This is a genomic window from Emcibacter nanhaiensis, assembly GCF_006385175.1.
GTDB lineage: Bacteria > Pseudomonadota > Alphaproteobacteria > Sphingomonadales > Emcibacteraceae > Emcibacter > Emcibacter nanhaiensis.
In genome coordinates this window covers 13,070-40,027 of sequence record NZ_VFIY01000010.1, presented here as the reverse complement: position 1 = coordinate 40,027, position 26,958 = coordinate 13,070, and the positions used below count along the sequence as shown (strand labels likewise).

At 56.3% G+C, this 26,958-nt stretch carries 29 protein-coding genes; 18 read left to right on the top strand and 11 right to left on the bottom strand.

Annotated features, from left to right (window positions below; genetic code table 11):
• Positions 1 to 5 precede the first annotated feature (5 nt).
• The 7 genes from FIV46_RS09725 (at position 6) to FIV46_RS09695 (ending at position 6,173) form a co-directional block, all read left to right on the top strand.
• Positions 6 to 1,013, top strand: a complete 1,008-nt coding sequence (locus tag FIV46_RS09725) for a PhoH family protein (RefSeq protein WP_139940733.1) — start codon at positions 6 to 8, stop codon at positions 1,011 to 1,013.
• Positions 1,010 to 1,549, top strand: coding sequence for an rRNA maturation RNase YbeY (gene ybeY / locus FIV46_RS09720; protein WP_139940732.1), 540 nt, complete (start codon positions 1,010 to 1,012; stop codon positions 1,547 to 1,549). The genes FIV46_RS09725 and ybeY overlap by 4 nt, the downstream gene beginning before the upstream one ends.
• A 38-nt stretch (positions 1,550 to 1,587) precedes the next feature.
• Positions 1,588 to 2,550 carry a hemolysin family protein gene (locus tag FIV46_RS09715; protein ID WP_139940731.1) on the top strand — a complete coding sequence of 321 codons (963 nt, stop codon included), beginning with the start codon at positions 1,588 to 1,590 and terminating at the stop codon, positions 2,548 to 2,550.
• Positions 2,540 to 4,162, top strand: coding sequence for an apolipoprotein N-acyltransferase (gene lnt, locus FIV46_RS09710; RefSeq protein WP_139940730.1), 1,623 nt, complete (start codon positions 2,540 to 2,542; stop codon positions 4,160 to 4,162). The genes FIV46_RS09715 and lnt overlap by 11 nt, the downstream gene beginning before the upstream one ends.
• 111 nt (positions 4,163 to 4,273) lie before the next feature.
• Complete coding sequence (locus FIV46_RS09705; protein WP_139940729.1) at positions 4,274 to 4,687, top strand: helix-turn-helix domain-containing protein; 414 nt, start codon at positions 4,274 to 4,276, stop codon at positions 4,685 to 4,687.
• 89 nt (positions 4,688 to 4,776) lie between these two features.
• Positions 4,777 to 5,094, top strand: a complete 318-nt coding sequence (locus FIV46_RS09700; protein WP_139940728.1) for a DUF952 domain-containing protein — start codon at positions 4,777 to 4,779, stop codon at positions 5,092 to 5,094.
• Positions 5,095 to 5,102: 8 nt separating this feature from the next.
• Positions 5,103 to 6,173 (top strand): quinone-dependent dihydroorotate dehydrogenase, encoded by a 1,071-nt coding sequence (locus FIV46_RS09695; protein WP_139940727.1) that lies wholly within the window; start codon positions 5,103 to 5,105, stop codon positions 6,171 to 6,173.
• A 26-nt stretch (positions 6,174 to 6,199) separates the two neighbouring features.
• Here FIV46_RS09695 and bfr read toward each other — a convergent pair whose 3' ends face one another.
• Both bfr and FIV46_RS09685 read right to left on the bottom strand, forming a co-directional pair.
• A complete protein-coding gene (gene bfr / locus FIV46_RS09690) occupies positions 6,200 to 6,679 on the bottom strand; it encodes a bacterioferritin (RefSeq protein ID WP_139940726.1) in 480 nt (159 codons plus the stop codon).
• A gap of 124 nt (positions 6,680 to 6,803) precedes the next feature.
• Positions 6,804 to 6,989, bottom strand: a complete 186-nt coding sequence (locus FIV46_RS09685; protein ID WP_139940725.1) for a bacterioferritin-associated ferredoxin — start codon at positions 6,987 to 6,989, stop codon at positions 6,804 to 6,806.
• Positions 6,990 to 7,148: 159 nt separating this feature from the next.
• On the opposite strand from FIV46_RS09685, the gene arsC reads away from it, so the two are divergent.
• A complete protein-coding gene (gene arsC, locus FIV46_RS09680) occupies positions 7,149 to 7,499 on the top strand; it encodes an arsenate reductase (glutaredoxin) (protein WP_139940724.1) in 351 nt (116 codons plus the stop codon).
• 12 nt (positions 7,500 to 7,511) lie between these two features.
• Here the strand turns inward: arsC and FIV46_RS09675 are convergent, their stop codons facing one another.
• Positions 7,512 to 8,891: an MATE family efflux transporter gene (locus tag FIV46_RS09675; RefSeq protein ID WP_139940723.1), complete on the bottom strand. Its 1,380-nt coding sequence runs from the start codon at positions 8,889 to 8,891 to the stop codon at positions 7,512 to 7,514.
• Positions 8,892 to 9,191: 300 nt separating this feature from the next.
• Between FIV46_RS09675 and FIV46_RS09670 the strand changes: the two genes are divergently transcribed.
• The 7 genes from FIV46_RS09670 to FIV46_RS09640 all read left to right on the top strand — a co-directional run bounded on the left by FIV46_RS09670 (position 9,192) and on the right by FIV46_RS09640 (position 16,517).
• Positions 9,192 to 11,066, top strand: coding sequence for a 2-oxoacid:acceptor oxidoreductase subunit alpha (locus tag FIV46_RS09670; protein WP_139940722.1), 1,875 nt, complete (start codon positions 9,192 to 9,194; stop codon positions 11,064 to 11,066).
• Positions 11,063 to 12,079, top strand: a complete 1,017-nt coding sequence (locus FIV46_RS09665) for a 2-oxoacid:ferredoxin oxidoreductase subunit beta (RefSeq protein ID WP_139940721.1) — start codon at positions 11,063 to 11,065, stop codon at positions 12,077 to 12,079. Before FIV46_RS09670 ends, FIV46_RS09665 begins: the two co-directional genes overlap by 4 nt.
• A gap of 115 nt (positions 12,080 to 12,194) precedes the next feature.
• Positions 12,195 to 12,794 carry an RNA polymerase sigma factor gene (locus tag FIV46_RS09660; RefSeq protein ID WP_139940720.1) on the top strand — a complete coding sequence of 200 codons (600 nt, stop codon included), beginning with the start codon at positions 12,195 to 12,197 and terminating at the stop codon, positions 12,792 to 12,794.
• Positions 12,794 to 13,117 (top strand): hypothetical protein, encoded by a 324-nt coding sequence (locus FIV46_RS09655; RefSeq protein ID WP_181163172.1) that lies wholly within the window; start codon positions 12,794 to 12,796, stop codon positions 13,115 to 13,117. The genes FIV46_RS09660 and FIV46_RS09655 overlap by 1 nt, the downstream gene beginning before the upstream one ends.
• Positions 13,117 to 13,710, top strand: a complete 594-nt coding sequence (locus FIV46_RS09650) for a periplasmic heavy metal sensor (protein ID WP_139940718.1) — start codon at positions 13,117 to 13,119, stop codon at positions 13,708 to 13,710. The genes FIV46_RS09655 and FIV46_RS09650 overlap by 1 nt, the downstream gene beginning before the upstream one ends.
• Before the next feature lie 87 nt (positions 13,711 to 13,797).
• Complete coding sequence (locus FIV46_RS09645) at positions 13,798 to 14,415, top strand: putative metalloprotease CJM1_0395 family protein (RefSeq protein ID WP_139940717.1); 618 nt, start codon at positions 13,798 to 13,800, stop codon at positions 14,413 to 14,415.
• Between the two features lie 221 nt (positions 14,416 to 14,636).
• The gene (locus FIV46_RS09640; RefSeq protein WP_139940716.1) at positions 14,637 to 16,517 is read left to right on the top strand and encodes a sensor histidine kinase; all 1,881 of its coding nucleotides are present in this window, start codon (positions 14,637 to 14,639) and stop codon (positions 16,515 to 16,517) included.
• A 125-nt stretch (positions 16,518 to 16,642) separates the two neighbouring features.
• Here the strand turns inward: FIV46_RS09640 and FIV46_RS09635 are convergent, their stop codons facing one another.
• Positions 16,643 to 17,128: a tetratricopeptide repeat protein gene (locus FIV46_RS09635; RefSeq protein ID WP_139940715.1), complete on the bottom strand. Its 486-nt coding sequence runs from the start codon at positions 17,126 to 17,128 to the stop codon at positions 16,643 to 16,645.
• 102 nt (positions 17,129 to 17,230) lie between these two features.
• On the opposite strand from FIV46_RS09635, the gene FIV46_RS09630 reads away from it, so the two are divergent.
• Complete coding sequence (locus tag FIV46_RS09630) at positions 17,231 to 18,184, top strand: LysR family transcriptional regulator (RefSeq protein ID WP_181163171.1); 954 nt, start codon at positions 17,231 to 17,233, stop codon at positions 18,182 to 18,184.
• Between the two features lie 28 nt (positions 18,185 to 18,212).
• Here FIV46_RS09630 and FIV46_RS09625 read toward each other — a convergent pair whose 3' ends face one another.
• The 4 genes from FIV46_RS09625 to FIV46_RS09610 form a co-directional block, all read right to left on the bottom strand.
• Positions 18,213 to 19,631 carry an NAD(P)(+) transhydrogenase (Re/Si-specific) subunit beta gene (locus FIV46_RS09625; protein ID WP_219846058.1) on the bottom strand — a complete coding sequence of 473 codons (1,419 nt, stop codon included), beginning with the start codon at positions 19,629 to 19,631 and terminating at the stop codon, positions 18,213 to 18,215.
• 14 nt (positions 19,632 to 19,645) lie between these two features.
• Positions 19,646 to 20,002: an NAD(P) transhydrogenase subunit alpha part 2 gene (locus FIV46_RS09620; protein ID WP_181163170.1), complete on the bottom strand. Its 357-nt coding sequence runs from the start codon at positions 20,000 to 20,002 to the stop codon at positions 19,646 to 19,648.
• Position 20,003: 1 nt separating this feature from the next.
• Positions 20,004 to 21,161, bottom strand: a complete 1,158-nt coding sequence (locus FIV46_RS09615; protein ID WP_139940713.1) for a Re/Si-specific NAD(P)(+) transhydrogenase subunit alpha — start codon at positions 21,159 to 21,161, stop codon at positions 20,004 to 20,006.
• A gap of 272 nt (positions 21,162 to 21,433) precedes the next feature.
• Entirely contained in the window at positions 21,434 to 23,227 is a 1,794-nt protein-coding gene (locus FIV46_RS09610) for a M3 family oligoendopeptidase (RefSeq protein WP_219846057.1), read from the bottom strand.
• Between the two features lie 225 nt (positions 23,228 to 23,452).
• Here FIV46_RS09610 and FIV46_RS09605 point away from each other — a divergent pair, with 225 nt between their 5' ends.
• Both FIV46_RS09605 and FIV46_RS09600 read left to right on the top strand, forming a co-directional pair.
• Complete coding sequence (locus tag FIV46_RS09605; protein WP_139940711.1) at positions 23,453 to 24,934, top strand: sigma-54-dependent transcriptional regulator; 1,482 nt, start codon at positions 23,453 to 23,455, stop codon at positions 24,932 to 24,934.
• A 56-nt stretch (positions 24,935 to 24,990) separates the two neighbouring features.
• Complete coding sequence (locus FIV46_RS09600; RefSeq protein WP_139940710.1) at positions 24,991 to 25,221, top strand: YqaE/Pmp3 family membrane protein; 231 nt, start codon at positions 24,991 to 24,993, stop codon at positions 25,219 to 25,221.
• Between the two features lie 70 nt (positions 25,222 to 25,291).
• On the opposite strand, the gene FIV46_RS09595 is transcribed toward FIV46_RS09600, so the two are convergent.
• The 3 genes from FIV46_RS09595 to FIV46_RS09585 all read right to left on the bottom strand — a co-directional run bounded on the left by FIV46_RS09595 (position 25,292) and on the right by FIV46_RS09585 (position 26,780).
• Positions 25,292 to 25,543 (bottom strand): DUF2312 domain-containing protein, encoded by a 252-nt coding sequence (locus tag FIV46_RS09595; protein ID WP_139940709.1) that lies wholly within the window; start codon positions 25,541 to 25,543, stop codon positions 25,292 to 25,294.
• A gap of 119 nt (positions 25,544 to 25,662) precedes the next feature.
• Positions 25,663 to 25,968 (bottom strand): DUF1244 domain-containing protein, encoded by a 306-nt coding sequence (locus FIV46_RS09590; RefSeq protein WP_181163169.1) that lies wholly within the window; start codon positions 25,966 to 25,968, stop codon positions 25,663 to 25,665.
• Positions 25,969 to 25,982: 14 nt separating this feature from the next.
• Positions 25,983 to 26,780, bottom strand: coding sequence for an N-formylglutamate amidohydrolase (locus FIV46_RS09585; protein WP_139940708.1), 798 nt, complete (start codon positions 26,778 to 26,780; stop codon positions 25,983 to 25,985).
• Between the last annotated feature and the right edge of the window lie 178 nt (positions 26,781 to 26,958).

The following is a 26,958-nucleotide window of genomic DNA, read 5'->3' as shown; positions in this document are numbered from 1 at the left end:
GGATCATGGCACGGGACAATAACGGCATCAGTGAAGAAATCATCCTCGAGTTCGAGGACAATCGCCTGCTCGCCCTGCTGTGCGGCGAGCATAACGTGCATCTGTCCCGTATCGAGCAGAAGCTGGGCGTGACCCTGATCGGCCGCGGCAATCTGATTTCCATCATCGGCGGAATCGAGGTTACTGACCTGGCCCGCTCCGTGCTGCTCAGGCTCTATGAACAGCTGGAACGGGGGCAGGATGTGAGTATGGCCGAGGTGGACGGGGCGATCCGGCTGGCCTATGTTACCGAAAGCCCGGCCGATGAGAGCCTGCTGCTGAAAAAGCGCGAAAGCGAAAACGAGATCGTGATCCGCACCCGCAAGACGGTGCTGAGCCCGCGTAGCGCCAACCAGGCCAAATATATCGAGGCCCTGCGTGACCGGGAAATGACTTTCGGCCTCGGCCCGGCCGGTACCGGCAAGACCTTCCTGGCGGTGGCCATGGCCACATCCTTCCTGCTGGAAGGCCGGGTGGAAAAGATTATCCTGTCCCGTCCGGCAGTGGAAGCCGGGGAAAAACTGGGTTTCCTGCCCGGCGACATGCGGGAAAAGGTCGATCCTTACCTGACGCCGCTGTTTGATGCCTTGGGCCAGATGATTTCCCGGGAGCAGACCGAACGGCGGATCGAACGCGGCGACATCGAGATCGCGCCGCTGGCGTTTATGCGCGGCCGCACCCTGTCCAATGCTTTCGTCATCCTGGATGAAGCCCAGAATACCACCCCCATGCAGATGAAGATGTTCCTGACCCGCTTTGGGGAAAATTGCCGCATGGTGGTTTGTGGTGACCCCTCGCAGGTGGATCTGCCGGACGGTTCCCGTTCCGGCCTGGCCGATGCGCTGGACATCCTGCCGCGGATACAGGATATCGCCTTTGTCAATTTCACCGCTGCCGATGTGGTGCGCCATCCTCTGGTGGGCAAGATTGTTGATGCCTATGACCGGAAAGACGCGCAAAAGAAAAAGCGATGAGCGCAGCCGATATCCAGCTGGACATTAATCAGGAAGAGCCGGCCTGGAGCCAAGAGCTGCCGGGGGCAGAAGGCCTGATCCGCACGGTGCTGGAAAAAATCATGTCCGACAGCCCGGAAGGGGTGGTGTTGAACCGCTTTCCCCATCTTGAACTGAGCGTTCTGCTGACCAACGACGAAAATATCCGGGTCCTGAACCGGGACTACCGCGGCAAGGACAAACCGACCAATGTGCTGTCCTTCCCGGCGCTGTCTGACGAGGAGCTGGACGCCTGGTTTCATGCTGGTCAGGACCTGCCCGACTATCCGGTGTCGCTCGGCGATATCATCCTGGCCCTTGAAACTGTGCAAAATGAAGCCATATCTTCCGGCAAAAGTCTGGAAAATCACTTCTGCCATCTGATTGTTCACGGATTGTTACATCTTTTGGGATATGACCATATGAATGACGCCGAAGCAGAGGAGATGGAAGGGCTGGAAAAGGCGATCCTCGGCACTTTAGGGATTGACGACCCCTATGGCGAGATGTCAACCTAACTGGACAAATTTGAGATATTTGCTCAAAGAACGGGAAAATGAACCTACAAAACGGCACGATCGGGGAAAAGGCGGAAGCCGAACCGTCCTCGAGTAACAAGGGTGGTTTCTGGAGCTGGTTGAAAAAGCTCGTAACCACCCGAAATGGCGACGCCTCCCTCAAGGAAAGCCTCGAAGAGGTGATTGAGGAATTTGAGGCGGAAGATTCCTCCCTCAGGGAAGAAGAACGCTCCATCATCAAAAATACACTGGCCTTTGGCGACAAGCGCGTGGACGAAATCATGGTGCCGCGGGCGGATATTATTGCCGTCGAGGCCTCCACCGGGTTCGAGGAACTGATGCAGGTCTTTCGCCAGGCCAGCACGTCCAGGCTGCCGGTTTACCGGGAAAGTCTTGATGAAGTCATCGCCATGGTACATATCAAGGATGTCTTCAAGGCCTTTGCCTCCCGCGAAGCGGAAGACGGTGAGTTGCCGCCGCTGAAAAGCCTGCACCGGCCAATCCTGTTTGTCCCGCCCAGCATGCGGCTGATGGATATTTTGGTCAAGATGCAGGCCACCCATATCCACATGGCGCTGGTGGTGGATGAATATGGCGGCACCGACGGTCTTGTCACCATTGAGGACCTGGTGGAGCAGATTGTCGGCGATATCGAAGACGAGCATGACATCGTCGCGGAAGAACTTCTTTCCGAGCTGCCGGGCGGTCGGCTCAGGGCGGACGCTCGCCTGACCATTGAGGAGCTTGAGGACCTGCTCAGTCTGGACCTGCTGCCGGACGAGCAGGATGATGACGTGGATACCCTCGGCGGCCTGGTCTTCACCCTGGCCGGCAGCATTCCCCATGTCGGGGAAATTGTCGAACATGACAACGGTCTTCGCTTTGAAATTATCGAAGGCGATGAACGCCGGATAAAAACCATCTTGATCCATCGGCCAAAGCCTGAAACTATGCCACCAAACAATCAGGCAGCTGGCGGGGATTCAGGAAATGGTGATTGAGAAGGCAGAAACAGCAAAGACCGCAGGCCATATCCTTCTGGAAAAGATTGTAGAGTGGACCAGGCAGCGCAGTTCCCTGCAACTGGTTCTGCTTTCTTTTGCCGCCGGCCTCCTTTCTGCGCTGTCATTTGCCCCCTTTTACGCCCTGCCGCTGCTGTGGATCAGCTATCCTTTCCTCTGTCTGGCGCTGCGCGATCAGAAAAAAAAGAGTGAGGCTTTTGCCGTCGCCTGGTGGTTCGGGTTCGGTCAGTTTTTCATGGGCTTTCTCTGGATCGCCAACAGCTTCTACCTGCAGGATGATGTGCCGGGCTGGATGGGGTATTTCGCGGTCGGCAGCCTGGCGGGCATGCTGGCGATCTACAGCGGTCTTGTCGGACTTGTGATGAATCTGTTCTGGCGCCGGTTTGACAGGAAACGAGCCCTGTTGCCGTCGCTTCTGGTTTTTGCAGGGCTGTGGAACCTGTCCGAATGGGCGCGGGGACATTTCTTCACCGGCTTTCCCTGGAACCTGTCCGGCTATGCCTGGGGGTTTTCCGACAGCATGCTGCAGTCCGCCAGTCTCTGGGGAATTTACGGGCTGGGGCCGGTGACGATGCTGTTTGCGCTGGCGCCGCTGGTGTTTCTCGCATTGTCCGGGGATCGGGCAAAGATGTTCCTGGCCGCAGGGATTTATGTCCTGGTGTTTGCGGGGCTCTTTTTCTTTGGCGAGCAGCGGCTACAGCAGGAAACAAACTATGTCGAAGATGTGGGATTGAGACTGGTCCAGCCCAATATCAACCAGCGGGACAAATGGGCACGGGACAAGAGGGCGGATAATTTCCTCGACTATCTGGCCATGAGCGACCGCCGGGGCAAGGATGGCATCACCCATATCATCTGGCCGGAGACGGCGGTGATTTACTTCCTCGACCAGGAGCCGTCGCGTCGCTACCTGATCGCCGACATGCTGGGCGACGATGGCGTGCTGCTGACCGGCTTCCCGCGGCGCGAATGGGACCGGGACGGGATGAAAATCTACAACTCTTTTATCGCCATCGACAGCAGCGGCCAGATCGGGGCGCTGCATGACAAAACGCACCTGGTGCCTTTCGGGGAATATATTCCGGCATTTTTCAGGGTATTGCTGCGGGCGATCGGGTTCGAACGGGCCGTCGGCGGGCTTGACTACAGTCCCGGGCCGGGGCAGTTGACCCAGTATATCCCCGGCACACCGCCCTTTGGCGTACTTGTCTGCTACGAAATCATTTTTCCCGGTGAGGTGGTCGACCCGCAGAACCGGCCGGACTGGCTGCTGAATATTACCAATGATGCCTGGTATGGCACCATGACCGGACCCTACCAGCATTTTCTGCAAACCCGGGTCAGGGCCATAGAAGAAGGCCTGCCGGTGGTAAGGTCGGCCGGAACGGGGATCTCTGCGGTGATTGATTCCTATGGGCGCGTCATAAAAAGCATTGATCTTCAAAAGCGTGGTGTAATCGACCAGATGTTGCCAAAAAAACTAGTGAATCTCACCTATTATGCGCGTTTCGGTGATATCATCTTTGTAATTGCAACGCTGATTATTATAATGATCGGAACAGTTGCAGCCAGACGTTGGAGCTCGTTGTAAACTGCAGCATATAAGTTAATACTTGACCTTAATATTATTCGTTACTAAAAAATAAGCTGCAGTGCGTGGGGTCGGATCTAGTTAGAGTAACCTTTTGATTTGGAAAAAAATATGAATAAACCTGTTCCTAATCCTGTAGATGTACATGTAGGTTCACGTGTAAGACTTCGCAGAACACTCCTCGGAATGAGTCAGGAAAAATTGGGCAAAGCGCTCGGCCTCACCTTCCAACAGATCCAGAAATATGAACGTGGCGCGAACCGCATCGGTTCCAGCCGTCTTTTTCAGCTTTCCCAGATTCTTGACGTACCTGTATCCTTTTTCTTTGATGACATGCCTGATGATGTGGCGTCAGGCCAGGGCAGCAAAGACAAGGAAGCGCAAACTTTTGAAGCAGACCAGATGTCCCGCAGGGAAACTCTGGAGCTTGTTCGCGCCTATTACAAGATATCCGATCCGGCTGTACGCAAAAAGGCGTTTGAATTGGTCAAGGCCCTTGGAAACTCGGCTTTGGCGGAAGATTGACCTTCATATTTTCTGCGCGTCGCAGTTGAAACGGGCAGCCCGGCTAAGATCGTTCCGAAAAGATGGCACAGTCCTTCCTGTATAGAATAATGACACGGGAGGAATGGGCCGTCTTTCGCTCTCAAGGAAGTTTTGCCGGTTCCTCCCTCGACCAGTCGAGCGGATATATTCATCTTTCAAGTGCTGCGCAGGTGCCCGGCACCCTGGAAAAATACTTTCACGGCCGCAAAGACCTGGTCCTGCTTTCCCTGGATCAGCAAAAACTTGTGCCCGGTTTCCTGAAATGGGAAATTTCGCGGGACAATGAAAAATTTCCCCATTATTATGCCGACCTGCCCCTGGGGGGCGTGGTTCGGGTCGACGACCTGGAACTGGAACAAAACGGTAGGCATATCATTCCGCTCTGAGGACATAAATGGATTTATATTCGCTGGCAAAACCCTTGTTTTTTGCCTTCTCGCCGGAAACCGCCCATGGCCTTTCCATTAAACTGTTGAAAGCCGGGCTGGTCCCCTCATCACATGAAAAGGACGATGACGCCCTGCGGGTCAAGCTCTGGGGATTGGAGTTTCCCAATCCTGTAGGCCTTGCTGCGGGGTTCGACAAGAATGCGGAAGTTGCCGACGCCATGCTGGCCCAGGGCTTTGGCTTCGTGGAAACAGGAACCGTAACCCCGCGGCCGCAGCCGGGAAATGAAAAGCCGCGTATCTTCCGGTTGGAGGAAGACCAGGCTGTCATCAATCGTCTGGGGTTTAACAACCGTGGCCTGGAAGCCTATGCCATCCGTCTGGCCCGCCGCCGCGAGCTGGACAAGAGAGGAATTGTCGGGGCCAATATCGGGGCCAACAAGGACAGCGAGGATCCGATCCAGGACTATGTGACCGGTCTGGACCGTTTGCTGGGCCTGGCGGACTATTTTACCGTCAATATCTCTTCTCCCAATACGCCCGGCCTCAGGAAGCTGCAGGGCAGGGCGGCCCTGGATGAACTCCTGTCCAGGCTGCTGGAGACCCGGGAGGCTGCCACCAGCCGGTTCAGGATCATGCCGCCGTTGCTGGTCAAGATCGCGCCTGACCTGGATGAGAATGAGAAACGGGATATTGCCGAAATAATCGTCAAGCATAATATCGACGGCCTGATCGTCAGCAACACCACGGTGGGACTGCGCGATACACTGCAGTCATCGCAACGGGAGGAGAGCGGCGGGCTCAGCGGTCAGCCCCTGTTCGACTTTTCAACGGGCGTCCTCGCGGATATGTACCGGCTGACCGAAGGGAAGGTCCCGTTGGTCGGGGTCGGCGGTATCAGCAACGGCCGTCAGGCTTATGAGAAAATCAGGGCCGGCGCTTCATTGGTGCAGCTTTATTCCGCGCTGGTGTATCACGGGCCGGGGCTGGTCCGGTCCATCAAGAAGGAATTGCGCGACTGTCTTTATGAAGACGGATATTCGGAAATATCACAGGCGGTCGGGGCAGCCCACAAGTAGAGGGCTGCCGGTAATTCAGTGGCGGATCAGTCGTCGCCGTCTTTCATCATGGACTGCAGGTAGTTCTGTTCGCCAACCTTGTCCATCAGGCTGAGGTTGGTTTCCAGCCAGTCCACATGCTCTTCCTCGGATTCCAGGATGTCTTCCAGCAATTCCCGGCTGATGTAATCCTTGACGGATTCGCAATAGGGAATGGCTTCCCGCAGGTCCTTCATGGCGTCCATTTCCAAGGCCAGGTCGCCTTCAAAGATTTCCCGGACATTTTCACCGATTCGCAGCGTATTGAGGCTTTGCAGGTTGGGCAGACCTTCCAGGAACAGGATGCGTTTGGTCAGCTCATCCGCATGTTTCATCTCGTCGATGGATTCTTCATACTCATGCTCTTCAAGACCCTTGAGGCCCCAGTCGCCGAGCATGCGGGAATGCAGAAAATACTGATTAATAGCGGTGAGTTCGTTTTTGAGAATTTTATTGAGATATTCGATGACTTTTTTGTCGCCCTGCATTGTTTTCTCCTGCGCATGGTGGTTGGAGCCAGTGTACAGTGGCGGGATTATTCAGTCAATCTATTGATATTACATGATTTTTTATACTAATAATGAAAAACATTAGCAGCCGGGGCCGGTGTGATCAGGCCACCTGGCAGGGGCGGGCTTCCTCTTCGAGAACGTCCAAAGCCTTGCACGTACACTGACCGCACTGAACCTCCACTCCCATGCTTTCATAGAAGTCGGAAATGTGGGTATCCGGTGCGCAGTTCCTGGCGGCCTGGCGCACGGTGGATTCTTTCAGAGCGTTACAAATGCAGATATACATCTCGAGTCTCCCAAACCATCGAAGAAAATATGATGTAATTAATAATTATTGTCAACTAAAATAATAATCACTCTCAATAGCCATTTCATTGATCTGCGTCAGCCGGGGTGGATTTTTATTTTCTTTCAGCTATATAAGGAAAAACAGCAGGAGGAAAAAATGACAGTAACCATCTATCACAATCCCCGTTGCAGCAAGTCCCGCCAGACCCTGGCGCTGCTGGAGGAGAAGGGAATCGCGCCGGAAGTGGTGGAGTATCTCAAGGATGTCCCCACCAAGGCACAGCTTGCCGATATTCTGAAGATGCTGGGCATGTCTTCAGCCCGCGATTTGATGCGCAAGAAGGAAGCGGAATATAAGGACAATGGTCTGGATGACGACAGCCTGAGCGAAGACCAGCTGCTGGACGCCTTGGTCAAGCATCCCAAGCTGATCGAGCGTCCCATCGTGATCAAGGGCGGCAAGGCGGCAATCGGCCGTCCGCCGGAAGCCGTGCTGGACGTCCTGTAGGGTCTAAAAAGATCAGCTGGAAAGGCCGCCCCTGGAGGCGGCTTTTTCTATGTCCGGGTAATGCCGGATCAGGGTCAGCGCCCGCATCACCATGAAGGCGGTGTAGCTGAACCACAGGCCGTGGTTTTCCCACAGCGGCAAAGTGATTGCCAGGCACAGGGCGTAAAACAGCACCGACAGGATCATGCCGTTGCGCATATGGGCGCCGGCGGTAGCGCCGATGAAAATGCCGTCGAACAGAAAACTCCACACCGAGAACAGCGGCAGCAAAATCAGCCACCACAGATAATGGCGGGCCTCGAGCCGGATGGTGTCCAGATCCGTGAGCAGGGCGACGATGCCCGAGCCCAGCAGGGCATAGAGCAGGGCATAGGCGAGGGCGGCATAAAGAGCGAATTTGCCGGAGACCAGGGCCGCCCGGCGCAGGGCGTTGGGGTTCTTGCGGCCGGTGGCCTTGCCGACCAGGATTTCCGCCGCCTGGGCGAAGCCGTCAAGGCCGTAGGAGGTCAGCATCTGCAGTTCCATCAGGATGGCATTGGCGGCGAGGATGGCGCTGCCGTATCGTGATCCGAGGATGGTGAAGCTGGCCATGGCGGCCATCAGGCACAGGGTGCGGATGAAAATATCCAGGTTCAGTTTCAGCAGGCGGGTCAGGCCGTCACTATTCAGGATTTCGGCCAGGGCAGAGCGTCTGAACGGCGACCTGCCGAAGTAGCGCCGGTATTGCCGGTAAATCAGGAAGACGGACAGGAACGCGGCGAGAAATTCGGCCAGGGCGGTGCCCAGGCCAACGCCGTCCACATCCATGCCCAGCCCATAGACCAGATAGATATTGAGGGCGATATTGGTGACATTCATGAATATCTGCACCAGCAGCGCATCGCCCGCCCGGTGCATGCCGAGCAGCCAGCCGACGGCGACAAAGTTGAACAGGGCGAAGGGCGCGCCAAAGATACGCAGATTGAAATAGCTGTCCGCCAGATCCTCGACGTGAGCCTCGGCGGCGGTGAGCTGGAAAGAGAGTGACGTAATCAGCGGGCTGGCGAGGATCAGCAGCGCTCCGATCACCAGGGCCAGGAAGGTTGCCCGGAACAGGACAACGCTGCTTTCCCGGGCGTCTTCCCGCCCATAGGCCTGGGCGGCAAAGCCGGTGGTCGCCATGCGCAGGAAATTGAAACCGTTATACAGGACGCTGAAAATCATGGCGCCCAGCGCCAGGGCTGCGAGATACTCCGGTCCCTCGAGGTGGCCCATGATGAAGCTGTCCGCCAGCCCCAGCAGGGGAATGGAGATGTTGGCCAGGATGGAGGGGACGGCAATGGCCCACATCTCGCGCGAGAGCGCGCGGTCCTGAGGGGGAACGGCATCGTTTGCGGGTGTGAGTTTTTTCATGCGGGCATCTTAGATAAAAAGATGTAAAATGGAACGCCAAAATCTTTTTACGGCCGATGTCCGGCGATCGTTTGGCCGTATAAAATATAGGGATAGGATAAATAAAACATAAAAATAGTGTTTATTAAAATATTTTACATTAAATCTTGAAAAAATAAATTTTCTGCTTTAATGACCAGTGTGAGTAAAAATACCGGACTGCATTGATGTCTGTCATGTTGCTTTCCGGGCCGTTTGCCCATATATCAGGGAACAATTTTCATTTCCCCGATCGGGAAACAGAAGAACAAGGATATCAAGATGGACGGGCAAGCTACTGCTGCAGTTGGGAATGAAACCCTGGAAGAAATGGAATCTGTCGTTGTCCGCTTTGCGGGCGATTCCGGTGACGGGATGCAGCTGACCGGGACGCAGTTTTCGGTGGCCACGGCGCTGGAAGGCAGTGACCTGTCGACTTTCCCGGATTTCCCGGCCGAAATCCGCGCCCCTGTCGGCACCACCTTCGGCGTTTCCGCCTTCCAGATCAACTTCGGTTCCGTCGAAGTGTCCACCGCCGGTGATGCCCCCGACGTGCTGGTGGCCATGAACCCGGCCGCCCTGAAAGTGAATATCGCCAACCTGAAAACCGGCGGCCTGATCCTGGTCGATGAATCCGCCTTTAATGCGAAAAACCTGAGCAAGGCCGGCTACGACAGCAATCCCCTGGAAGACGGGTCGCTGGCCACCTACCGGATCGAGAAGATCGATATCAGCAAAATGACGCTGGAGGCGGTCAAGGAGTTCGGTCTCGGCAACAAGGATGCGCTACGCTGTAAGAATATGTGGACTCTTGGTCTGGTGCTGTGGATGTTCGGGCGCAAGCGTCAGCCGATCATCGACTGGCTCAATGACAAATTTGCCAGGAAACCTGAAATTGCCGAGGCCAACATCGCCGCGCTCAATGCCGGCCATGCCTATGGCGAAACCGTCGAGATTTCCGGCAATATCCGCCAGTTTCATATCGGCAAGTATCATGAGGAGCCGGGTGAATATCGCACCGTCAACGGCAACCAGGCCCTGTCCTGGGGCTTGCTGGCCGGCTCCCAGCTGGCCGACCTGCAACTGGTGCTGGGCTCCTATCCGATTACTCCGGCCTCGCCGCTGCTGCACACCCTGTCCGGGCTCAAGGATTTTGGCGTCATCACCTTCCAGGCCGAAGATGAAATTGCCGCCGTCTGCGGCGCCATTGGCGCGTCCTTTGCCGGCGGCCTTGGTATGACGTCAAGTTCCGGTCCCGGGATCGCGCTCAAGACCGAAGCCATTGGTCTTGCCATCAGTACCGAACTGCCGCTGGTGATCGTCGATATCCAGCGCGCCGGTCCGTCCACCGGCATGCCGACCAAGACCGAACAGTCCGACCTGTTCCAGGCGGTCTGGGGCCGCAATGGCGATGCGCCGCTGGTGGTGATTTCCACGTCCAGTTCTGCTGACTGTTTCGATGTGGGGGTCGAAGCGGTTCGCCTCGCCACCAAATATATGACTCCGGTGATGGTCCTGTCCGACGGCTATATCGCCAATGCGGCGGAACCCTGGAAGATCCCGGATGTGGACAAGCTGGAGCCGTTCCCGGTCAAGTTCCATACCGAAAAGGAAGGCTTCCATCCCTTCCTGCGCGATCCGGAAACCCTGGCCCGCGTCTGGGCCAAGCCGGGGACGGAAGGCCTGATGCACCGCATCGGCGGCATCGAGAAGAGTTACGACAGCGGCCATATTTCCTATGATCCGGAAAACCACCAGAAGATGACCGATGTCAGGCGCGACAAAATCGCCAATATCGCCAACGACATCCCCGAACAGGATGTGACCACCGGTGTTGAGGGCGGCAAGCTGGCAGTGGTCGGCTGGGGCTCCACCCGGGGCGCCATTCACCAGGCGGTGAACAAGGCCCGCAAGGAAGGATATGATGTTTCCCATATCCATATCCGCAATATCTGGCCGTTGCCGCGCAATCTGGAGGAGCTGCTGAACTCCTATGACCATGTTATTGTGGCGGAAATGAATGCCGGGCAGATGAATGCCCTGCTCAGAAGCCAGTATCTGCTGGAGACAACCTCGCTGACCAAGGTCACTGGCCAGCCCTTCAAGATCGCCGAGATCGAGGACGCCATTCATTCAGCCCTGGGAGAAGTAAAATGACGGAACAGGTGAAACTGAAAGCAAAGGATTTTGCCACCGACCAGGAAGTGCGCTGGTGCCCGGGCTGCGGTGACTATGCCATTCTCAAGGGCGTGCAGACCGCGCTCGCCAATATCGGCGCGACCCCACATAACACGGTATTTGTTTCCGGGATCGGCTGCTCCTCCCGTTTCCCTTACTATATGGAAACCTACGGCTTTCATACCATTCACGGCCGTGCCCCGGCCTTCGCCACCGGCGTCAAGCTGACCAATCCGGAGCTGGATGTCTGGCTGATCACAGGGGACGGTGACGGGCTCAGCATCGGCGGCAACCACACCATGCACGTGATCCGCCGCAACGTGGATGTACAGATCCTGCTGTTCAACAACGAGATCTACGGCCTGACCAAGGGGCAGTATTCGCCGACCTCCAAAGTCGGCACCCATACCCCATCTACGCCGATGGGCTCTGTGGATTCCCCCTTGATCCCCTGTCATTTTGCGCTGGGCGCCGGAGCCCGTTTCATCGCCCGGGCGGTGGATACGGACCTGAAAAGCCTGCCCGGCATCCTGGCCCGGGCCAAAGAGCACAAGGGCGCGTCTTTTGTCGAAATCTACCAGAATTGTATCGTGTACAATGACGGTACGTTCGATCATTTCACCGACAAGAAAGTGGCGGCCGACCGCCAGCTCCACGCGGTGCATGGCGAGAAGCTGATCTTCGGAAAAGAGAAAAACCGCGGTGTGGTCTTTAATGCCCGGACCATGGGGCTTGAGGTGGTGACCATCGGGGAAAACGGCATTACTGAAGACGACATTCTGGTTCATGACGAGACCAACCTCAACCTGGCCCGCATGCTGGTCGACCTGCACGGACCGGACATTCCGGTGGTGGTTGGCGTGATCTATTGCAATCCGGCGGAAAGCTATGAAACCGCGGTGCACGCCCAGATCGACCAGGCCCAGGCGGCAAATCCCAAACCGTCGCTTAACGCGCTGCTGCGCAAGGGCCGGACCTGGATTGTGGAATAAGCGACGTCAGATATCGAGTTGAAAACGCCGGCTTTTCAGTCGGCGTTTTTATTTACGCAGGTTTTTTTGATCCGCCGCGTATTATCCTGTGAGATCTGAAATGGTATAAGGCCGTATGGTCGCGACGAAAGACAATGAACGACAACAGTCGGGGATAACGGACGAGGCACTGATCCTGCGGGTCGGTGACGGGGATCGTACGGCCTATAAAATATTGATGGACCGTCATTTGCGGATGAACCTTGCCTTTGCCACCCGGCTTCTGGGCAACCCCCATGAGGCGGAGGACGTGATGCAGGAGGCGTTCGTGCGGGTCTGGAAGCACGCCGCGAACTGGGACCCGTCCCGCAAGACCAGGTTCACCACCTGGTTTTACCGCGTCGTGATGAACCTGTGCCTGGATGTGAAACGAAAGCGTCGCCCCTCCGTCGATCTGTCCGAGGCCACAGAAGTGGAAGGCGACGAGCAGGCGGCAGACGGCCTGCTGGAAGAAAAACAGCGTGCCGAGCGGGTGGCCGAGGCGCTGGATAAACTGCCGGAGCGGCAGAGGTCGGCGGTGATCCTCTGCTATCTCCAGGGAAAGTCCAACAAGGAAGCCGCAGAAATACTGGAAGTTTCCGTGAACGCCCTGGAGGCGTTGCTGGTCAGGGGGCGCCGGAAACTGGCGGAGATTTTGTCGAAGGAGAAGGGTGATCTCCTCGAGGAGACAGGATGATGGATGAAAAAGACCTGAACAAATATCTCGACCTTTACGGTCGTCACACCGACCCGGACCTGTCAAGGGATCTGGTCGACAGGCTGATGCGTGTGCCCCATGAAGTAGAACAGGCGCCTGTCTCCCTTTTCCGGGCGATCCGTGATCTGGAGTTCTGGCAGTATCTGGTGCCACGCATGGCTGGTCTGGCCCTGGCCTGTGCCGCGGGCATCTATTTTGGAACGCCGTCTGACAATAGCATTGACCTGGTCGCCTATGACCTGGCCGTGAATGATTATTTGCTGCTGAGTAATGAGTTTCTCGAGCAGGAGGATAACAGCTGATGAAGAAGATTTTGAGTAACAAATGGGTCCATATCCTTTTGTTTGCATCCATTATTGTGAACGCCTTTTTGGCGGGGTTTATTTTCTCCCGCGAGGGCAGGGACTTTGACCGGATGGAGAGAAGGCCGCACATCAAGTCCAGCCTGGCGTCCCTGACCAGATATCTGCCGCCGGATCAGCGTCGGGCGTTTTTCAGGGGACAGAGAGAAGAGTTCAGGGACACAATGGGTGAAATTGCCGGCATCAACCGGCAAATCATGGAACTTCTTGCATCAGACCAAATTGATCAGGAAAAGCTGGACGAACTGCTGCACAGGGAAAGTGAACTGCAACTCAAGCAGATCAGCCGCTTCCAGGAAAGCCTGATCAATGGGCTGCTACAGATGTCCCCTGAACAAAGAAAATCCGTTCTGGAACAAGCCCGCCGCAATTTGGAAAAATGGCGGCAGGCTCATCCTGACTGGAGCCATGGACCGGGCGGTCCTGACGGACCCGGTGGACCGGGTGGTCCCGGCGGCCCCGGTGGTCCGGCGCCTTTCGGTGATGACATGCCTCCGCCGCCGCCTGAAGATATGCCGCCCCCGGGGGAATGACCCGGGCCGTTGTTTACATATTGTTAATTATTTATTGAGCATTCCGTGCTACCCTGCCCAGTCTGAGAGTTTGACAACAGGATAGACATGATCGGTTCGGTATCACCAGTCCAGACAGCAATCTATCACGCGCCGCACGCCGGTGACGGCGCTCATGCTGTTGCAGCCGAACCTTCGGACAAGCCTTCCGCAACCTCCAACGCTATTGATCAGCAGGCCCTGAGCGAGGAAGAGAAAGCCAAGGTCGAAGAGCTCAGGAAGGTAGACCGGGAAATCCGGGCTCATGAACAGGCCCATAAAGCCGCCGGCGGACGATATGCCGGTTCCGCCTCCTTTGAATATCAGACCGGCCCCGACGGCAAGCGCTACGCCGTCAGCGGCGAAGTCCCTATCAATGCGGCGCCGGTCGAAGGCGACCCGGAAGCGACGGTCGAAAAAATGGACCAGATTGTTTCCGCCGCGCTGGCGCCGGCGGAACCTTCCGCCCAGGATCGCAAGGTTGCGGCCCAGGCCCGGGCCGCCAAAAACAAGGCCCAGGCGGAGCGGAGCGCCCAGAAGGTAGAAGAAAGCCAGGCTGCGCTGGGGCCGCAGGGAGGGCGCGGTCAAGTTACCGCCCAGCAACCCGTTCCTGAAGTGTCCGCCTACCAGACAGCCGACACGTTGGTGGTGTCAGGGATCCGCTCTGAAATATCTTTTGCCGTCTAGCAACTTCTGAAAAGACCGGTTCGCTCCCCGCATTGTCTTCAATCGGTGAAGACAGGGAACCGATGTCGTCTTTCTTGGGCGATTAGCATTTTGTTAACGTCTTGTTATCAATTCATCCATATATGATTATAGCCTAACTAATGTGACTGTACTACCGGTGTTTGGGATCAGTGCATGTTGCAGCGTATTTGTAGTTGGGGGGTCCAATTTGGAAAGTGAGTATGGACAACCACGAGCTATCGCAGGGAATTGGCCGGTTTTTCCGGCGTTTGAAGGTCAGGACAGTATTCTTCATCCTGATGCTGATGATGGCGATGATGTTTCTGTTTTCTCATTTTTATTCCATCAAGAACTATACAGATTTCATTTCGGGCAGGTCGCAGGAGAGCACGGAATATCTCTTGCGGGTTATGGTCAGGGACCGACTTCACGATCATAGTGAGGAAAAACTCCGGAATTTCCTTGAATTTCTCTCAAGGTCGGGTTTCTTCGACCTGACCACAGACCAGTTGCAGGACAGGACAGGTGTCGAAAAAAATCTGGCGGAACGAATGGCTGTATTCGAGGATGACGCCCAACATCACAATATGGCGACGCTGAGAATTTATGATCGCTCGAATGAAGTGATCGGCGCATGGGACCTGAACGATTTCGTCTCGGCACAAATAGCACAGGGCAGACTCCAGGAGATAGTTGAGAGCCTTGATCCTGTCGTCTCTAAGGATTTCTATGGCAGATCCGATAAGGGGGTGCCTTATCACCTGTACCATCAGCCGCAGGAGAACGGAACCAGGCTGGTGATTGTAACCACACCCCTGATCGTATTTTCCGGACTTGCGAAAATCATTAAAGGGGATCTCCATATCCTCAATGACCAGGGACAAACTATCTTCCAGGATCTGTTCTATGATGCGGACCAGCGCGAAAAGCTCGCCGAATATATCAGGCCGCTGGATCTGTCGCTCAATATTGCCGGGGAACCCTATAACGACCAGTTACACCTGAGGGTATATGTCGATGAAGAACTGGTCCGGCTCCAGGAAAATACCATCCGGACCTACAGTATCCTTTTCGCCATTTTGGGCGCGGCGGCCGTCTGGATTCTCGGCAATTATCTCCTGCGTGTCGGGGTGCTTGAGAGGATCAGGCAGGTTTCCCACGCATTGAACATGATTGTACGGGGCAATACCGATGTGGAAATCCCCCCTGCCACCGACGATTCCCTTGGCAAGTTGAGCCGGAGCCTGAAGCGGGTTGTGGATTATCAGATCGAGAAAAACCAGCTTCTGGAAGAGTTGGCCCGGGCGAAAAAAACAGCGGAATCCGCCAACCGGGCCAAGTCTGAATTCCTGGCCAATATGAGTCATGAACTCCGCACGCCGCTTAATGCGATCATCGGTTTTTCCGAAATACTCACCAGTGATTTCATCGGCATGAACCGGGAAGAAAAAATGAAGGAATATGCAGGGGATATCAGGGACAGCGGCCATCATCTGCTCAATATTATTAATGATATCCTTGATCTGGCCAAGGTTGAGGCCGGGCATATGGAACTGGATGAAAAGAGTGTCGATCTGATTGAAACGGCGGAACATGCCAGCAAACTGATTGCCCCTCAGGCAAGAAAGAAAAATATCACGATACATCAGCATATTCCGGAAACCATGCCGCACTTGATTGCGGACGACAGGATGATCATTCAGATCCTGGTTAATCTTCTGTCAAATTCTGTCAAATTTACACCAGCCGGCGGCGAGGTTGTCATTTCTGCCCGGCTGGATGAAAAGGGCCGTTGTGTGTTGTCTGTATCCGATAACGGTATAGGAATCGATGAGGAAGAGCTTGAAGAGGTGCTTAATCCCTTCCAGCAGGTGGACAACAGTTATGCCAAGGAGCACCAGGGCACAGGTCTCGGCTTGTCCCTGGTGCGGGCTTTTGCCGAACTCCATGAAGGCAAAATCGGGATCGAGAGTGAATGGGGGCTTGGCACGACGGTCAGTGTTACTTTCCCGGCACGTCGTGTCGTCCGGCAGACGCAGGGCTCCATGTTTACCGAAAGCTATTTCCTCGACGTGGCAAGATCCGCCGCCAACCGCGGATAAAATAAAACCCGGCGCCTTCTGGGAAAGGGCCGGGTCACAGTCTGTGGGTATAACAGGGGAAACCAGGATGGTTGCGGATTTCCCCTGATCGGGCTTCCTGAGCCTGGGAAGATATCAGCCTCGCATTACATGTTGCTGGCGGCTTCGGTCCGGTTGGCCAGGATAATCTCATTCTTGTTGCTCATTTCAAGAGCTTTCGTGAACAGCTTGTGGGCTGTTTCCTTCTTGTTCAGGGCCGTCAGGGCAACGCCCTTGTTGTTCATGGCCTTCCAGTTGCTGTCATCATATTTGAGGGATTTGTCACAGCTCGCCAGGGCTTGTTCCAGTTCGTTATTCAAGGCCTGTACGGCGCAGATATCGGAGTAGATCCGGCTGCGCATTTCGCCGTCCATGGGTTTTTTGGATGCCTTCTTGAGGTACTTGAGGGCCTTTTTATATTTGCCGGCGGCCATGTTTTTTTCCGCCAGTTCGTGCAGTTCGCCCTTGCCGCCGTGCATCAGCAGGGAGGCGGCGGAAAGGTCCGCGGCCTGTGCCGGGGCGAGAGAGGCCAGTGAAAAGGCGCCGGCCAGGACCAGGGCAGCCAGTGTATGTCGTGTAAATCCGGTAGTCATTGCAAAATCTCCTATTCTTAGCTGCACCATAATCCATAAACATATTGAATAGCAATTTGCTATATAGTAATAATACCTATTCAAATATGAATGGAGGTGAGGATGGACTGGAATGCGCTGAAGATTTTCAAAGTGATTGCCGACAGCGGCAGCCTGTCCGCCGCCTCCCGGCGCCTGAATATGAGCCAGCCGACCCTGAGCCGCAAACTGGTGGCGCTGGAAGAAAGCCTGGACAGCCAGCTGTTCCAGCGCCTGCCGAAAGGGCTGGTGCTGACCGAAGCCGGGGAGAAAATCATCACCCTGGTGGAACAGATGGAAGAAAGGGCCCTGGATGTGGAAAAGGCGGTGACCGGACAGAACAAGCGCCTGGAAGGCACCGTGCGCCTGACCACCACGGAATTTATCGGTACATACTGGATGCCGGAACTGATGACCGAGTTTCGAGATACCTATCCGGGCATTTCCGTCGATCTCAACATCGACATGGCGCCCCGGGACCTGTTGCGCCGGGAAGCGGATGTTGCCGTCCGGCTCGGCTATCCGCGGCAGCCGGACCTGATTGCCCGCAAGATCGGTGCTTTGGCCAATTTTCTGGCTGCTCACCCCGCTTATATCGCAAAATATGGAAAGCCGGAACGGCTGGCGGATATCAAGGATCATCTGGGGATCGGTCTACAAGAATCGCTCATGCACCATCCCGAGGTCTGGAAAATCTATCGCATGTTTCAGCCTCTCAACCTGGTCCTTACCAGCAACAGCATGTTGGCCAATTACGAAGCCATCAATCGGGGGATCGGTATTGGTTTTCTGTCTAATCCCGCCTGGGAGAAATATCCTGATCTGGTGGAAATTGATCTGAAAGACGCCGAGCCATTGATGCTGGACGTTTGGTTGGTAACTCATGCGGACATTCAGCATAATGCCCGCATCCGTGCGCTGTATGATTTTCTGGGCGATCGGCTGTCCGCGAGACTGAAGGCAATGGCGGTGCCTGGGGGCAAAGAAAAACCCGGACCAAAAAAAACCGGGACAGAGGCACCGTCCCGGGTTGCGTAAGGTTATTTTCCGGCCTACATGGCCCGGATTACATGGCCTTGACGATATCCTCGACCATTTTCTTGGCGTCGGCAAACAGCATCATGGTGTTGTCACGGAAGAACAGCTCGTTCTGCACCCCGGCGTAACCGGCGGCCATGCCGCGCTTGACGAATAGCACCGTGCCGGCATTTTCCACATCCAGCACCGGCATGCCGTAAATCGGGCTCGACTTGTCGGTCTTGGCGGCCGGGTTGGTGACGTCATTGGCGCCGATGACAAAGGCCACGTCGGTCTGGCTGAACTGGCTGTTGATATCCTCGAGCTCGAACACTTCGTCATAGGGCACGTCGGCCTCGGCCAGCAGCACGTTCATATGCCCCGGCATGCGGCCCGCCACCGGATGGATGGCGTAGCTGACCTTGACGCCTTCTTCCTTCAGCAGGTCGGCCATTTCCCGGAGCGCATGCTGGGCCTTGGCCACCGCCATGCCGTATCCCGGCACGATGATGACGGAGCCGGCGTTTTTCATGATGAAGGCGGCATCTTCGGCGGAACCCTGCTTGACCGGGCGTTCCTCCACTTCACCGCCTGCTGCCGCGGCATCCTCGCCGCCGAAGCCGCCCAGGATCACGCTGATGAAGGAGCGGTTCATGGCCGCACACATGATGTAGCTGAGGATCGCGCCGGAGGAGCCCACCAGGGCGCCGGTGACGATCAGGGCGTTATTGCCGAGGGTAAAGCCGATGCCGGCCGCGGCCCAGCCGGAATAGCTGTTCAGCATGCTGACCACCACCGGCATGTCGGCGCCGCCGATCGGGATGATGATCAGGAAACCGATCACAAAACTGGCGGCCATGATGTACCACATCAGCATGCCGCCGCCGGAAGCCGCGCCTTCGCTGAGGCAGAAGGCAACGATCAGCCCGATGATGCCGAGCGCCAGCAGGCCGTTGATCAGGTGCCGGGCCGGCAGCAGGATCGGCTTGCCGGACATGTTGCCGTTGAGTTTGGCAAAGGCGATCACCGAGCCGGAGAAGGTGATGGCGCCGATCGCCGCGCCAAGCGCCATTTCAATACGGCTCGCCACATAGATATCGCCGAAGGCGTCGGTAATGCCGTAAGCCCGCGGTTCCAGAAAGGCCGCCCCGGCCACCAGCACGGCGGCGAGGCCGACCAGACTGTGGAACGCCGCCACCAGCTGCGGCATGGCGGTCATGGGGATGCGCCGGGCGATGACCAGGCCGATCCCGCCGCCCACCAGCAGGGCGATGATGATCCAGGTGTAGGAGACGATCTCCGGGTTGAGGATGGTGGTGATGACGGCAATGGTCATGCCGATCATGCCGAAGGTGTTGCCGCGCCGGCTGCTTTCCGGGGAGCTGAGGCCGCGCAGCGACAGGATAAACAGGACACCGGCCACCAGATAGGCGAGCGCGGTCAGGTCCGCAATCATTTGTTCAGACATACTCAGACCCTCCCTTACGCTTTATCGCCGCCGGCGGCGGGCTTGTCTTTTTTCTTGTACATGGCGAGCATGCGCTGGGTGACCGCAAAGCCGCCGAAGATATTCACCGCGGCCAAGGCGATGGCGATGATGCCCAGCACCTTGGCCAGGCTCATGCCTTCCGGTCCGCCGGCGATCAGGGCGCCGACAATAATCACGGAGGAAATGGCGTTGGTCACAGCCATCAGCGGGGTATGCAGGGCCGGGGTTACGCTCCAGACCACATAATAGCCGACAAAGATAGCCAGCACGAACAGGGAAAGCTGGGACAGGAACGGGCTGGCGTGGGCCGCCCCGGTGGCCACATCGGCCATTTGCTGCAGTTTTTCCATCTTAGTTCCCTCCTGAAATGAAGTTGGGATGAATGATTGAACCGTCGCGGGTCAGCAGAATGCCGCTCACGGTTTCATCCTCGTAATTGATATTCAGCGCCTTGCTCTCTCCGTCCACATGGGGGGTGATGAAGTTGAGCAGGTTCTTGGCGAACAGGGCGCTGGCGTCGGCGGCGAGGCGGCTCGGCATATTGTGGTGGCCGACGATCTTGACGCCTTTGTGTTCGACGATCTCGCCGAGCTTGCTGAGCGTCACATTGCCGCCCTGTTCCACCGCCAGGTCAACGATCACGCTGCCCGGCTTCATGCTTTCCACCATTTCATCGGTGACCAGTACCGGCGCGGCGCGGCCCGGGATCAGCGCCGTGGTGATGACCAGGTCCTGCTTGGTGATGGTGTCGGCGATCAGCTTGGCCTGCTTGGCCTTATACTCGTCGCTCATTTCCCTGGCGTAGCCGCCGGCGGTTTCCGCCTGCTTGGCTTCCTCGTCATCGACCATGACGAATTTACCGCCGAGGCTTTCCACCTGTTCCTTGGCGGCCAGGCGCACATCGGTGGCGGAAACAATGGCGCCGAGCCGTTTGGCGGTGGCGATGGCCTGCAGACCGGCGACGCCTGCGCCCATGACCATGACCTTGGCCGGGGCAACCGTGCCTGCGGCGGTCATCATCATCGGGAAGGCGCGGCCATATTCATAGGCGCCGTCAATGACGGCCCGGTAGCCGGCCAGGTTGGACTGGGACGACAGGATGTCCATGCTCTGGGCCCGGGTAATGCGCGGCATCAGCTCCATGGCATAGGCCTCGATCCTGCCCTTGGCATAGATGTCCAGCATGGCGGTATCCGCATAGGGGGCGAGGCTGGCGATCAGCCTGGCGCCCGGTTCGACCAGGGCGATTTCATCAAGGTCGCCTTCGGCTGCATGCAGCGGCCGCTGCACTTTGAATATAATCTCTGCCCCTTTGTAGGCGGCGGCGGCATCGGCGGCGATGGTGGCCCCGGCCGCTTCATATTCGGCATCCGTGATGCTGCTTTGCAGCCCGGCTCCTTTTTCCACCGACACCTCAAAACCAAGCTGGATCAGCTTTTTGACCGTGTCGGGGGTCGCGGCGACACGCTTTTCATGCGCCCGCCGTTCTTTTGGAATTGCTAATTTCATACCGACATTTTCCCATTAGTTTCTTTTACTTGATTGTATTTTATCTTTGTCTTTATGTGCTTTGATGCAAATCACACCATCGCACGAAAATGTTCCCTCATGTGAAACGGTATTCCAGGGCACACTTGTGCCGGTGACAGAGCGAAGTCTATCATGAAAAATGCACAGCTGTCACAGATGCCCTCAGGGAAAGTGTAGACAAAATAAATTATTGTGCAACGCAAATAAACGGGATGTTTGTCTGCGATACTAATGGTTTAGGGTGAAACCAATCACTCCAGCTGGTCGATATAGCCGGCGATCATGTCGAGTCCGGTATTCCAGAAAGCCGGGTCGGAAGCATCCAGTCCGAAGGGTTTCAGGAGGTCCCGGTGATGCAGGCTGCCGCCGGCGGCCAGCATGCCTAGATATTTGGCCTCGAACCCTTCGGGGGCCTTGAGGTAGGTGGCATAAAGCGAGTTGACCAGGCAGTCGCCAAAGGCATAGGCATAGACATAGAAGGGGCTATGGATGAAATGGGGGATATAGCACCAGAAGTGCCGGTATTTGTCATCAAAGATGAAGGCGTCGCCGAGGCTTTCGGTCTGTACGTCCATCCAGATTTTGCTCAGGTCCTCGCTGCTCAGTTCGCTGTCCTTGCGGGCGTTATGGACCCGGACCTCGAAATCATAGAAGGCGATCTGGCGCACTACGGTATTGAGCATATCTTCCACTTTGCCGGCGATCAGCAGCTTCTTGCGCGCCTCGTCCTTTTCCGCATCGAGCATGGACTGGAAGGTCAGCATTTCGCCAAACACGCTGGCGGTTTCAGCCAGCGTCAGCGGCGTGGAGGACAGCAGTTCGCCTTGTCCGGCCGCCAGCACCTGGTGCACGCCGTGGCCGAGCTCGTGGGCCAGGGTCATGACATCGCGGCTTTTGCCCAGATAATTGAGCAGCAGGTAGGGGTGGGCGTCGGTGACGGTCGGGTGGGCGAAGGCGCCCGGTGACTTGCCGGGACGGACCGGGGCGTCGATCCAGTTATTGTCGAAGAACTTCTGGCCGACCTCCGCCAGTTTGGGGGAGAAGCGGCGGTAGGCTGAGAGCACCGTCGCGGTGGCGTCATCCCACTGATAGAGTTTATCGTCGGTTTCCGGCAGCGGCGCATTGCGGTCCCACCAGTTTAGCTTGTCCACCCCGAACCACCGGGCCTTGAGCTTGTAATAGCGGTGCGACAGCCGGGGGTAGGCGTCCTTGACCGCGCCAACCAGGGCGTCGACCACTTCCTGCTCGACCCGGTTGGACAGGTGCCGGGCGGTGGTGGGGTTTTCATAGCGGCGCCAGCGGTCCTCGATTTCCTTCTCCTTGGCCAGGGTGTTGGTGACCAGGGTAAACAGGCGGATGTTCTTGTCGAAGGTCTCGTCCAGGGCTTCGGCGGCGGCCTTGCGCATCGCTCCGTCCTTGTTGCTCAGCAGGTCGAGGCATTCTTCGGTGCCCAGTTCCCGGACCTCGCCGTTGTCCGGGTCCCGGAAGCTGAATTTAAGCCCGGCCATGGTCTCGTCGAACAGCCGGTTCCAGGCGGCGCGCCCGGCCACCGATTTCTCATGCAACAGTTCTTCGAGCTTGTCTTCCAGCTGGTAGGGACGATAAAGCCTGACCCCGTCAAACCAGGAGGCATAACGCCGCAGCTCCGCTGAACTGTCCAGCCAGCCGTCGATCACCTTGTCGTCGATCTTGTTCAGTTCCAGGGTGAAGAACAGCACCTTGCTGACGATGTTGTTGAGCTTTTCATGGGCGGTCTGGTAAAACTGGGCGATCTTGCCGTCGGTCATGTCCCCGGCATAGAGCAGACCGGCGTAGCTGTAGATGCGGCCCATTCTGGTTTCCATCGCTTCATAGGCCGTCAGGGCCTCGAACATTTCTTCTGCGGACAGGCTGGATAATTTGCCTTTGTAGCTTCCGGCAAATTCTTCGGCCTGCTTCATCAGGTGGGTGAAATCCTGTTCCAGTTCCTTACAGTCGAGCGCGGGATAAAGGTCGGTAAGGTCCCAGTGGGGAAGTTTGGTGATGTCCAGGTCCTGTTTGGTCATGTCTGATGTGTCCTGATTTGAACGATGGGAATATCTTTTCATATAGGGGATTTGCCGGGGACGCCAAGGGCCGGCCGGCGTCCAATTTTGACAACATGCCGTAAAAATGGCCAAAAATCATCCCAAATTGGGACAATCTCGGGGATTTTTCGGTTTTTTTAACTTTTGTCCCGTATTGGGACATTAGGGAAAGAAAAATAACTATAAACAAAGCAGAATGTCGATATGAGAAAACTGATCCTGATCGTCGAAGATGAGGAAACTCAACGCAAGATGCTCCAGATCGCCCTGGAAAAGGCCGGTTACAATACGGTCATGGCCAGCAGCGGTCGGGAAGCACTCGATATGTTGTGCGGTGTGCAACCTATCCAGGTGGACCTGGTGCTGCTGGACCTGGTGCTCGGCGATATCAGCGGGATTGAAGTTCTGGAAAAATTATCCGAGGAAAACCTGATTGTACCGGTCATTGTCCTGACCGCGCACAGTAGCCTGGACTCTGCGGTGAATGCCATGCGGGCCGGGGCCATCGATTTCATTGCCAAACCCGCCGGTGTGGACCGGCTCAAGGTCTCCATTGAAAACGCCCTCAAGCTGAACCAGCTGTCCGGCGAGGTGTCACGCCTGACCCGCAAGTGGGACGGCATCATGAATTTCCAGGACCTGATGGGGGACAGCCCGGCAATCCGCCAGGCCATTGAACTGGCCAAAAAAGGCGCCCGGGCCAATGTGCCGATCCTGCTTGAAGGGGAAAGCGGGGTTGGTAAGGAAGTTTTCGCCCGCTCCATTCAGGGCTCCAGTGACCGCGCCGGCAAACCCTTTGTGGTGGTCAACTGCGGTGCAATCCCGGCCAACCTGGTGGAATCCATCCTGTTTGGCCATGAAAAGGGATCCTTCACCGGCGCCACGGAACGGCATGAAGGTAAATTTGTCGAAGCCGACGGCGGCACCATTTTCCTCGACGAGATCGGAGAACTGCCGCTTGATCTGCAGGTCAAGCTCTTGCGGGTGCTGCAGGAAGGTGAAGTTGACCCCATCGGCAGCCGGGAATCGGTCACGGTGGATGTGCGGCTGATTTCCGCCACCAACAAGAAGCTGAAGGACCTGGTGGAAACCGGTCATTTCCGGGAAGACCTTTATTACCGCCTGAATGTGTTTCCGATCACCCTGCCGCCGCTCAGGGAGCGGGCCGGGGATATCGAGAAACTGGCCCTGCATTTCGTTGACAAAATCAGCGCCGCCGAGGGCCGTGTCCGCAGGCCGCTCAGTGAAGACGCCCTGAATCTGCTCAACAGCTACAGCTGGCCCGGAAACGTGCGCCAGCTTGAAAATGCCATCTTCAGGGCCGTAATCCTGTCCGAGGGGGAAAATATTACGCCGGAAGATTTCCCCCAGATTCTGGCAACCCTGCATAATCATCCGGAAAATTTTGAGGGCAGTGCCTTGTCTGTCACCTCTGGGGGGGAGGCCGGGGGGTATTCGATCTCGCCAGTCGCCGTTCTTGATGACAAAGGCGATATCCGCCCCATGGCCGAAGTGGAAAACGACATGATCACCCTGGCCATTCGGATGTATGACAACAAGATGTCCGAGATTGCCCGCCGCCTCGGCATCGGACGTTCCACGCTATACCGGAAAATTTCCGAACTGGGTCTTGATGCCGCCACGGACAAGGATGGCGACCAGGACGCTGCTCCAGATAATTCTTGAATTCCTCCCGCTCAGCCGCAATATATTAAGTCCTGTCAATATTAAGGGTTTGAGGAATGATTTATTTGCTGGCTTTCTTTTTGCCGCCCGTTGCCTTGTTTGTCTATGGCAAGATTTTCCAGGCAATCATCAACCTGGTGATCTGGATTGTGGGATTTGTTTTCCTGCTGCTGGGCGGCTGGATATTGTGGGGGATTGCGGTCGGCCACGCCATTTTTGTCATTCATAGCGCCAAGGCGGATGCCCGCACGAAGAAAATCGTCGAAGCCATGAATATGGACAAATAGGACTGACAACAGGTTTGGCAAATAAAAAGGGCGGCCGTGCCGCCCTTTGATCGTTTCCGGACTGTCCCGCTTATCCCCGGATCATGCCCAAGGCATGGGCATAGGTATCCAGCAGGGCTTCCATTTCCTGGCGGTCATGTTCTTCCATTTTACGCAGGCGGATGATCTGGCGCATGATTTTCACATCAAAACCTGTGGCTTTGGCTTCGGAATAGACATCCTTGATGTCTGCCGCCAGATTGGCTTTTTCTTCTTCCAGACGTTCGATGCGTTCAATATAGGACCGTAAGGCCTCTGCAGCGATGCCACCTGCTTCTGTCATGAATATTGCTCCTGCTTTGAAATTTGAGCCCGATTTGAAATTTGAAGACGCACATTATCCGGCTGCCCGGGGCAGCGCAACCGGAAATTCAAACTAATTCAGAATGGCGGGGACAGGCCTCACAGTTCCTCGTTTTTCCTGAGGCTTTCCTCCATTTTCTGCATCTGTTCCGGGGTGGCTTCCGTCTGGTATTTTGCCGCCCATTCCTTATAGGGCATGCCGTAGATGATTTCGCGGACTTCGGCCTTGTCCAGTTCGATGCCGCGCTCTCCGGCGGCGTCCTGATACCAGTTGGCCAGGCAGTTGCGGCAGAAACCGGCGAGCCCCATCAGGTCGATATTCTGGGCGTCAGTGCGTTTGGAGAGGTGGGACAGCAGCCGGCGAAAGGCGGCGGCTTCTATTTCGATGCGGGTCTGTTCGTCCATAGTAATTCCTGTTGTTAGAATTTCTTGATCACAGTCAGGCTTCTGTCCTGGGCGAGTTCTGCAAGCTCTTTCCCCAGCAGCCGGGCCCATTTCTGCTGGCCGGCAGCCGTGTTAATTTCATTTTGCCGGACCTCGATCGTGACCTGGGGGTAGCCGTGATCGGCGCCATGCCGGTTCATGGTATGGAACAGGTCGCGGCCGGAATAGGGTTTGTTGTCGCCGACCATCAGCCCGTGCTTGTGCTGCAGCCGGTCGATCAGTTCCCGGGCCAGGCGCGGATCCCGGTTCCACAGCATGCCCGCGTGCCAGGGACGGGGGGCGCCGTTCATCACCGGGGTGAAGCTGTGCATGCCGCACACCAGCGGCACATGTCCGCCGCGGGCCTTGTGCCTTACCAGCTGTTCGGCCCGGTCGTGGAAGGGATGGTAAAATCGATCCAGACGGTCCCGGGTTGCAGCCTGGTCCAGGTTCCGGTTGCCGGGGATCACGGTTTTGTCGCTGACGTCCGGGATCAGGGTGGCATGATCCGGTTCCCGGTTGGGATCGATCAACAGCCGGGAAAAGCGCGCCAGGATGGCCGGCGCATCCAGCGCCTCAGACATCTGGCGGGTAATTTCCGCCATGCCGATATCCCAGGCGATATGGCGCTGCAGGTCCGGCCCGCTCAGGCCGAGGTTGTCGAATTCCTCCGGTATGAAGTTGCTGGCATGCTCGCAGATCAGCACAATATTGGCTTTTCCCTCGGGATTGAGGATTTCATAGGCCTCGGTCTGTTCCGCGGCGGTGGCGTGTTTGCGGGATGTCTGCTGCATGTCTCTTTCGTTTTCCGGATTACCCTTGTGACTAAGGTATGCAGCCGTCCGGTAAAGTCAAGTAAGGGAGTGGAGCCAGCATCTAAGGGGGTTATAAGAACAGTAAAATTATGAATTAACAGCAAAATGGTTAACTGCAGTATCATAAAAGATTCACCTTGTTGGTTCAGTATGTTAT

Coding starts and splice junctions, on each gene's coding strand:
- FIV46_RS09725 (WP_139940733.1), top strand. CDS start 6: ATGGCACGGGACAATAACGGCATCAGTGAAGAAATCATCCTCGAGTTC.
- ybeY (WP_139940732.1), top strand. CDS start 1,010: ATGAGCGCAGCCGATATCCAGCTGGACATTAATCAGGAAGAGCCGGCC.
- FIV46_RS09715 (WP_139940731.1), top strand. CDS start 1,588: ATGAACCTACAAAACGGCACGATCGGGGAAAAGGCGGAAGCCGAACCG.
- lnt (WP_139940730.1), top strand. CDS start 2,540: ATGGTGATTGAGAAGGCAGAAACAGCAAAGACCGCAGGCCATATCCTT.
- FIV46_RS09705 (WP_139940729.1), top strand. CDS start 4,274: ATGAATAAACCTGTTCCTAATCCTGTAGATGTACATGTAGGTTCACGT.
- FIV46_RS09700 (WP_139940728.1), top strand. CDS start 4,777: ATGACACGGGAGGAATGGGCCGTCTTTCGCTCTCAAGGAAGTTTTGCC.
- FIV46_RS09695 (WP_139940727.1), top strand. CDS start 5,103: ATGGATTTATATTCGCTGGCAAAACCCTTGTTTTTTGCCTTCTCGCCG.
- bfr (WP_139940726.1), bottom strand. CDS start 6,679: ATGCAGGGCGACAAAAAAGTCATCGAATATCTCAATAAAATTCTCAAA.
- FIV46_RS09685 (WP_139940725.1), bottom strand. CDS start 6,989: ATGTATATCTGCATTTGTAACGCTCTGAAAGAATCCACCGTGCGCCAG.
- arsC (WP_139940724.1), top strand. CDS start 7,149: ATGACAGTAACCATCTATCACAATCCCCGTTGCAGCAAGTCCCGCCAG.
- FIV46_RS09675 (WP_139940723.1), bottom strand. CDS start 8,891: ATGAAAAAACTCACACCCGCAAACGATGCCGTTCCCCCTCAGGACCGC.
- FIV46_RS09670 (WP_139940722.1), top strand. CDS start 9,192: ATGGACGGGCAAGCTACTGCTGCAGTTGGGAATGAAACCCTGGAAGAA.
- FIV46_RS09665 (WP_139940721.1), top strand. CDS start 11,063: ATGACGGAACAGGTGAAACTGAAAGCAAAGGATTTTGCCACCGACCAG.
- FIV46_RS09660 (WP_139940720.1), top strand. CDS start 12,195: ATGGTCGCGACGAAAGACAATGAACGACAACAGTCGGGGATAACGGAC.
- FIV46_RS09655 (WP_181163172.1), top strand. CDS start 12,794: ATGGATGAAAAAGACCTGAACAAATATCTCGACCTTTACGGTCGTCAC.
- FIV46_RS09650 (WP_139940718.1), top strand. CDS start 13,117: ATGAAGAAGATTTTGAGTAACAAATGGGTCCATATCCTTTTGTTTGCA.
- FIV46_RS09645 (WP_139940717.1), top strand. CDS start 13,798: ATGATCGGTTCGGTATCACCAGTCCAGACAGCAATCTATCACGCGCCG.
- FIV46_RS09640 (WP_139940716.1), top strand. CDS start 14,637: ATGGACAACCACGAGCTATCGCAGGGAATTGGCCGGTTTTTCCGGCGT.
- FIV46_RS09635 (WP_139940715.1), bottom strand. CDS start 17,128: ATGACTACCGGATTTACACGACATACACTGGCTGCCCTGGTCCTGGCC.
- FIV46_RS09630 (WP_181163171.1), top strand. CDS start 17,231: ATGGACTGGAATGCGCTGAAGATTTTCAAAGTGATTGCCGACAGCGGC.
- FIV46_RS09625 (WP_219846058.1), bottom strand. CDS start 19,631: ATGTCTGAACAAATGATTGCGGACCTGACCGCGCTCGCCTATCTGGTG.
- FIV46_RS09620 (WP_181163170.1), bottom strand. CDS start 20,002: ATGGAAAAACTGCAGCAAATGGCCGATGTGGCCACCGGGGCGGCCCAC.
- FIV46_RS09615 (WP_139940713.1), bottom strand. CDS start 21,161: ATGAAATTAGCAATTCCAAAAGAACGGCGGGCGCATGAAAAGCGTGTC.
- FIV46_RS09610 (WP_219846057.1), bottom strand. CDS start 23,227: ATGACCAAACAGGACCTGGACATCACCAAACTTCCCCACTGGGACCTT.
- FIV46_RS09605 (WP_139940711.1), top strand. CDS start 23,453: ATGAGAAAACTGATCCTGATCGTCGAAGATGAGGAAACTCAACGCAAG.
- FIV46_RS09600 (WP_139940710.1), top strand. CDS start 24,991: ATGATTTATTTGCTGGCTTTCTTTTTGCCGCCCGTTGCCTTGTTTGTC.
- FIV46_RS09595 (WP_139940709.1), bottom strand. CDS start 25,543: ATGACAGAAGCAGGTGGCATCGCTGCAGAGGCCTTACGGTCCTATATT.
- FIV46_RS09590 (WP_181163169.1), bottom strand. CDS start 25,968: ATGGACGAACAGACCCGCATCGAAATAGAAGCCGCCGCCTTTCGCCGG.
- FIV46_RS09585 (WP_139940708.1), bottom strand. CDS start 26,780: ATGCAGCAGACATCCCGCAAACACGCCACCGCCGCGGAACAGACCGAG.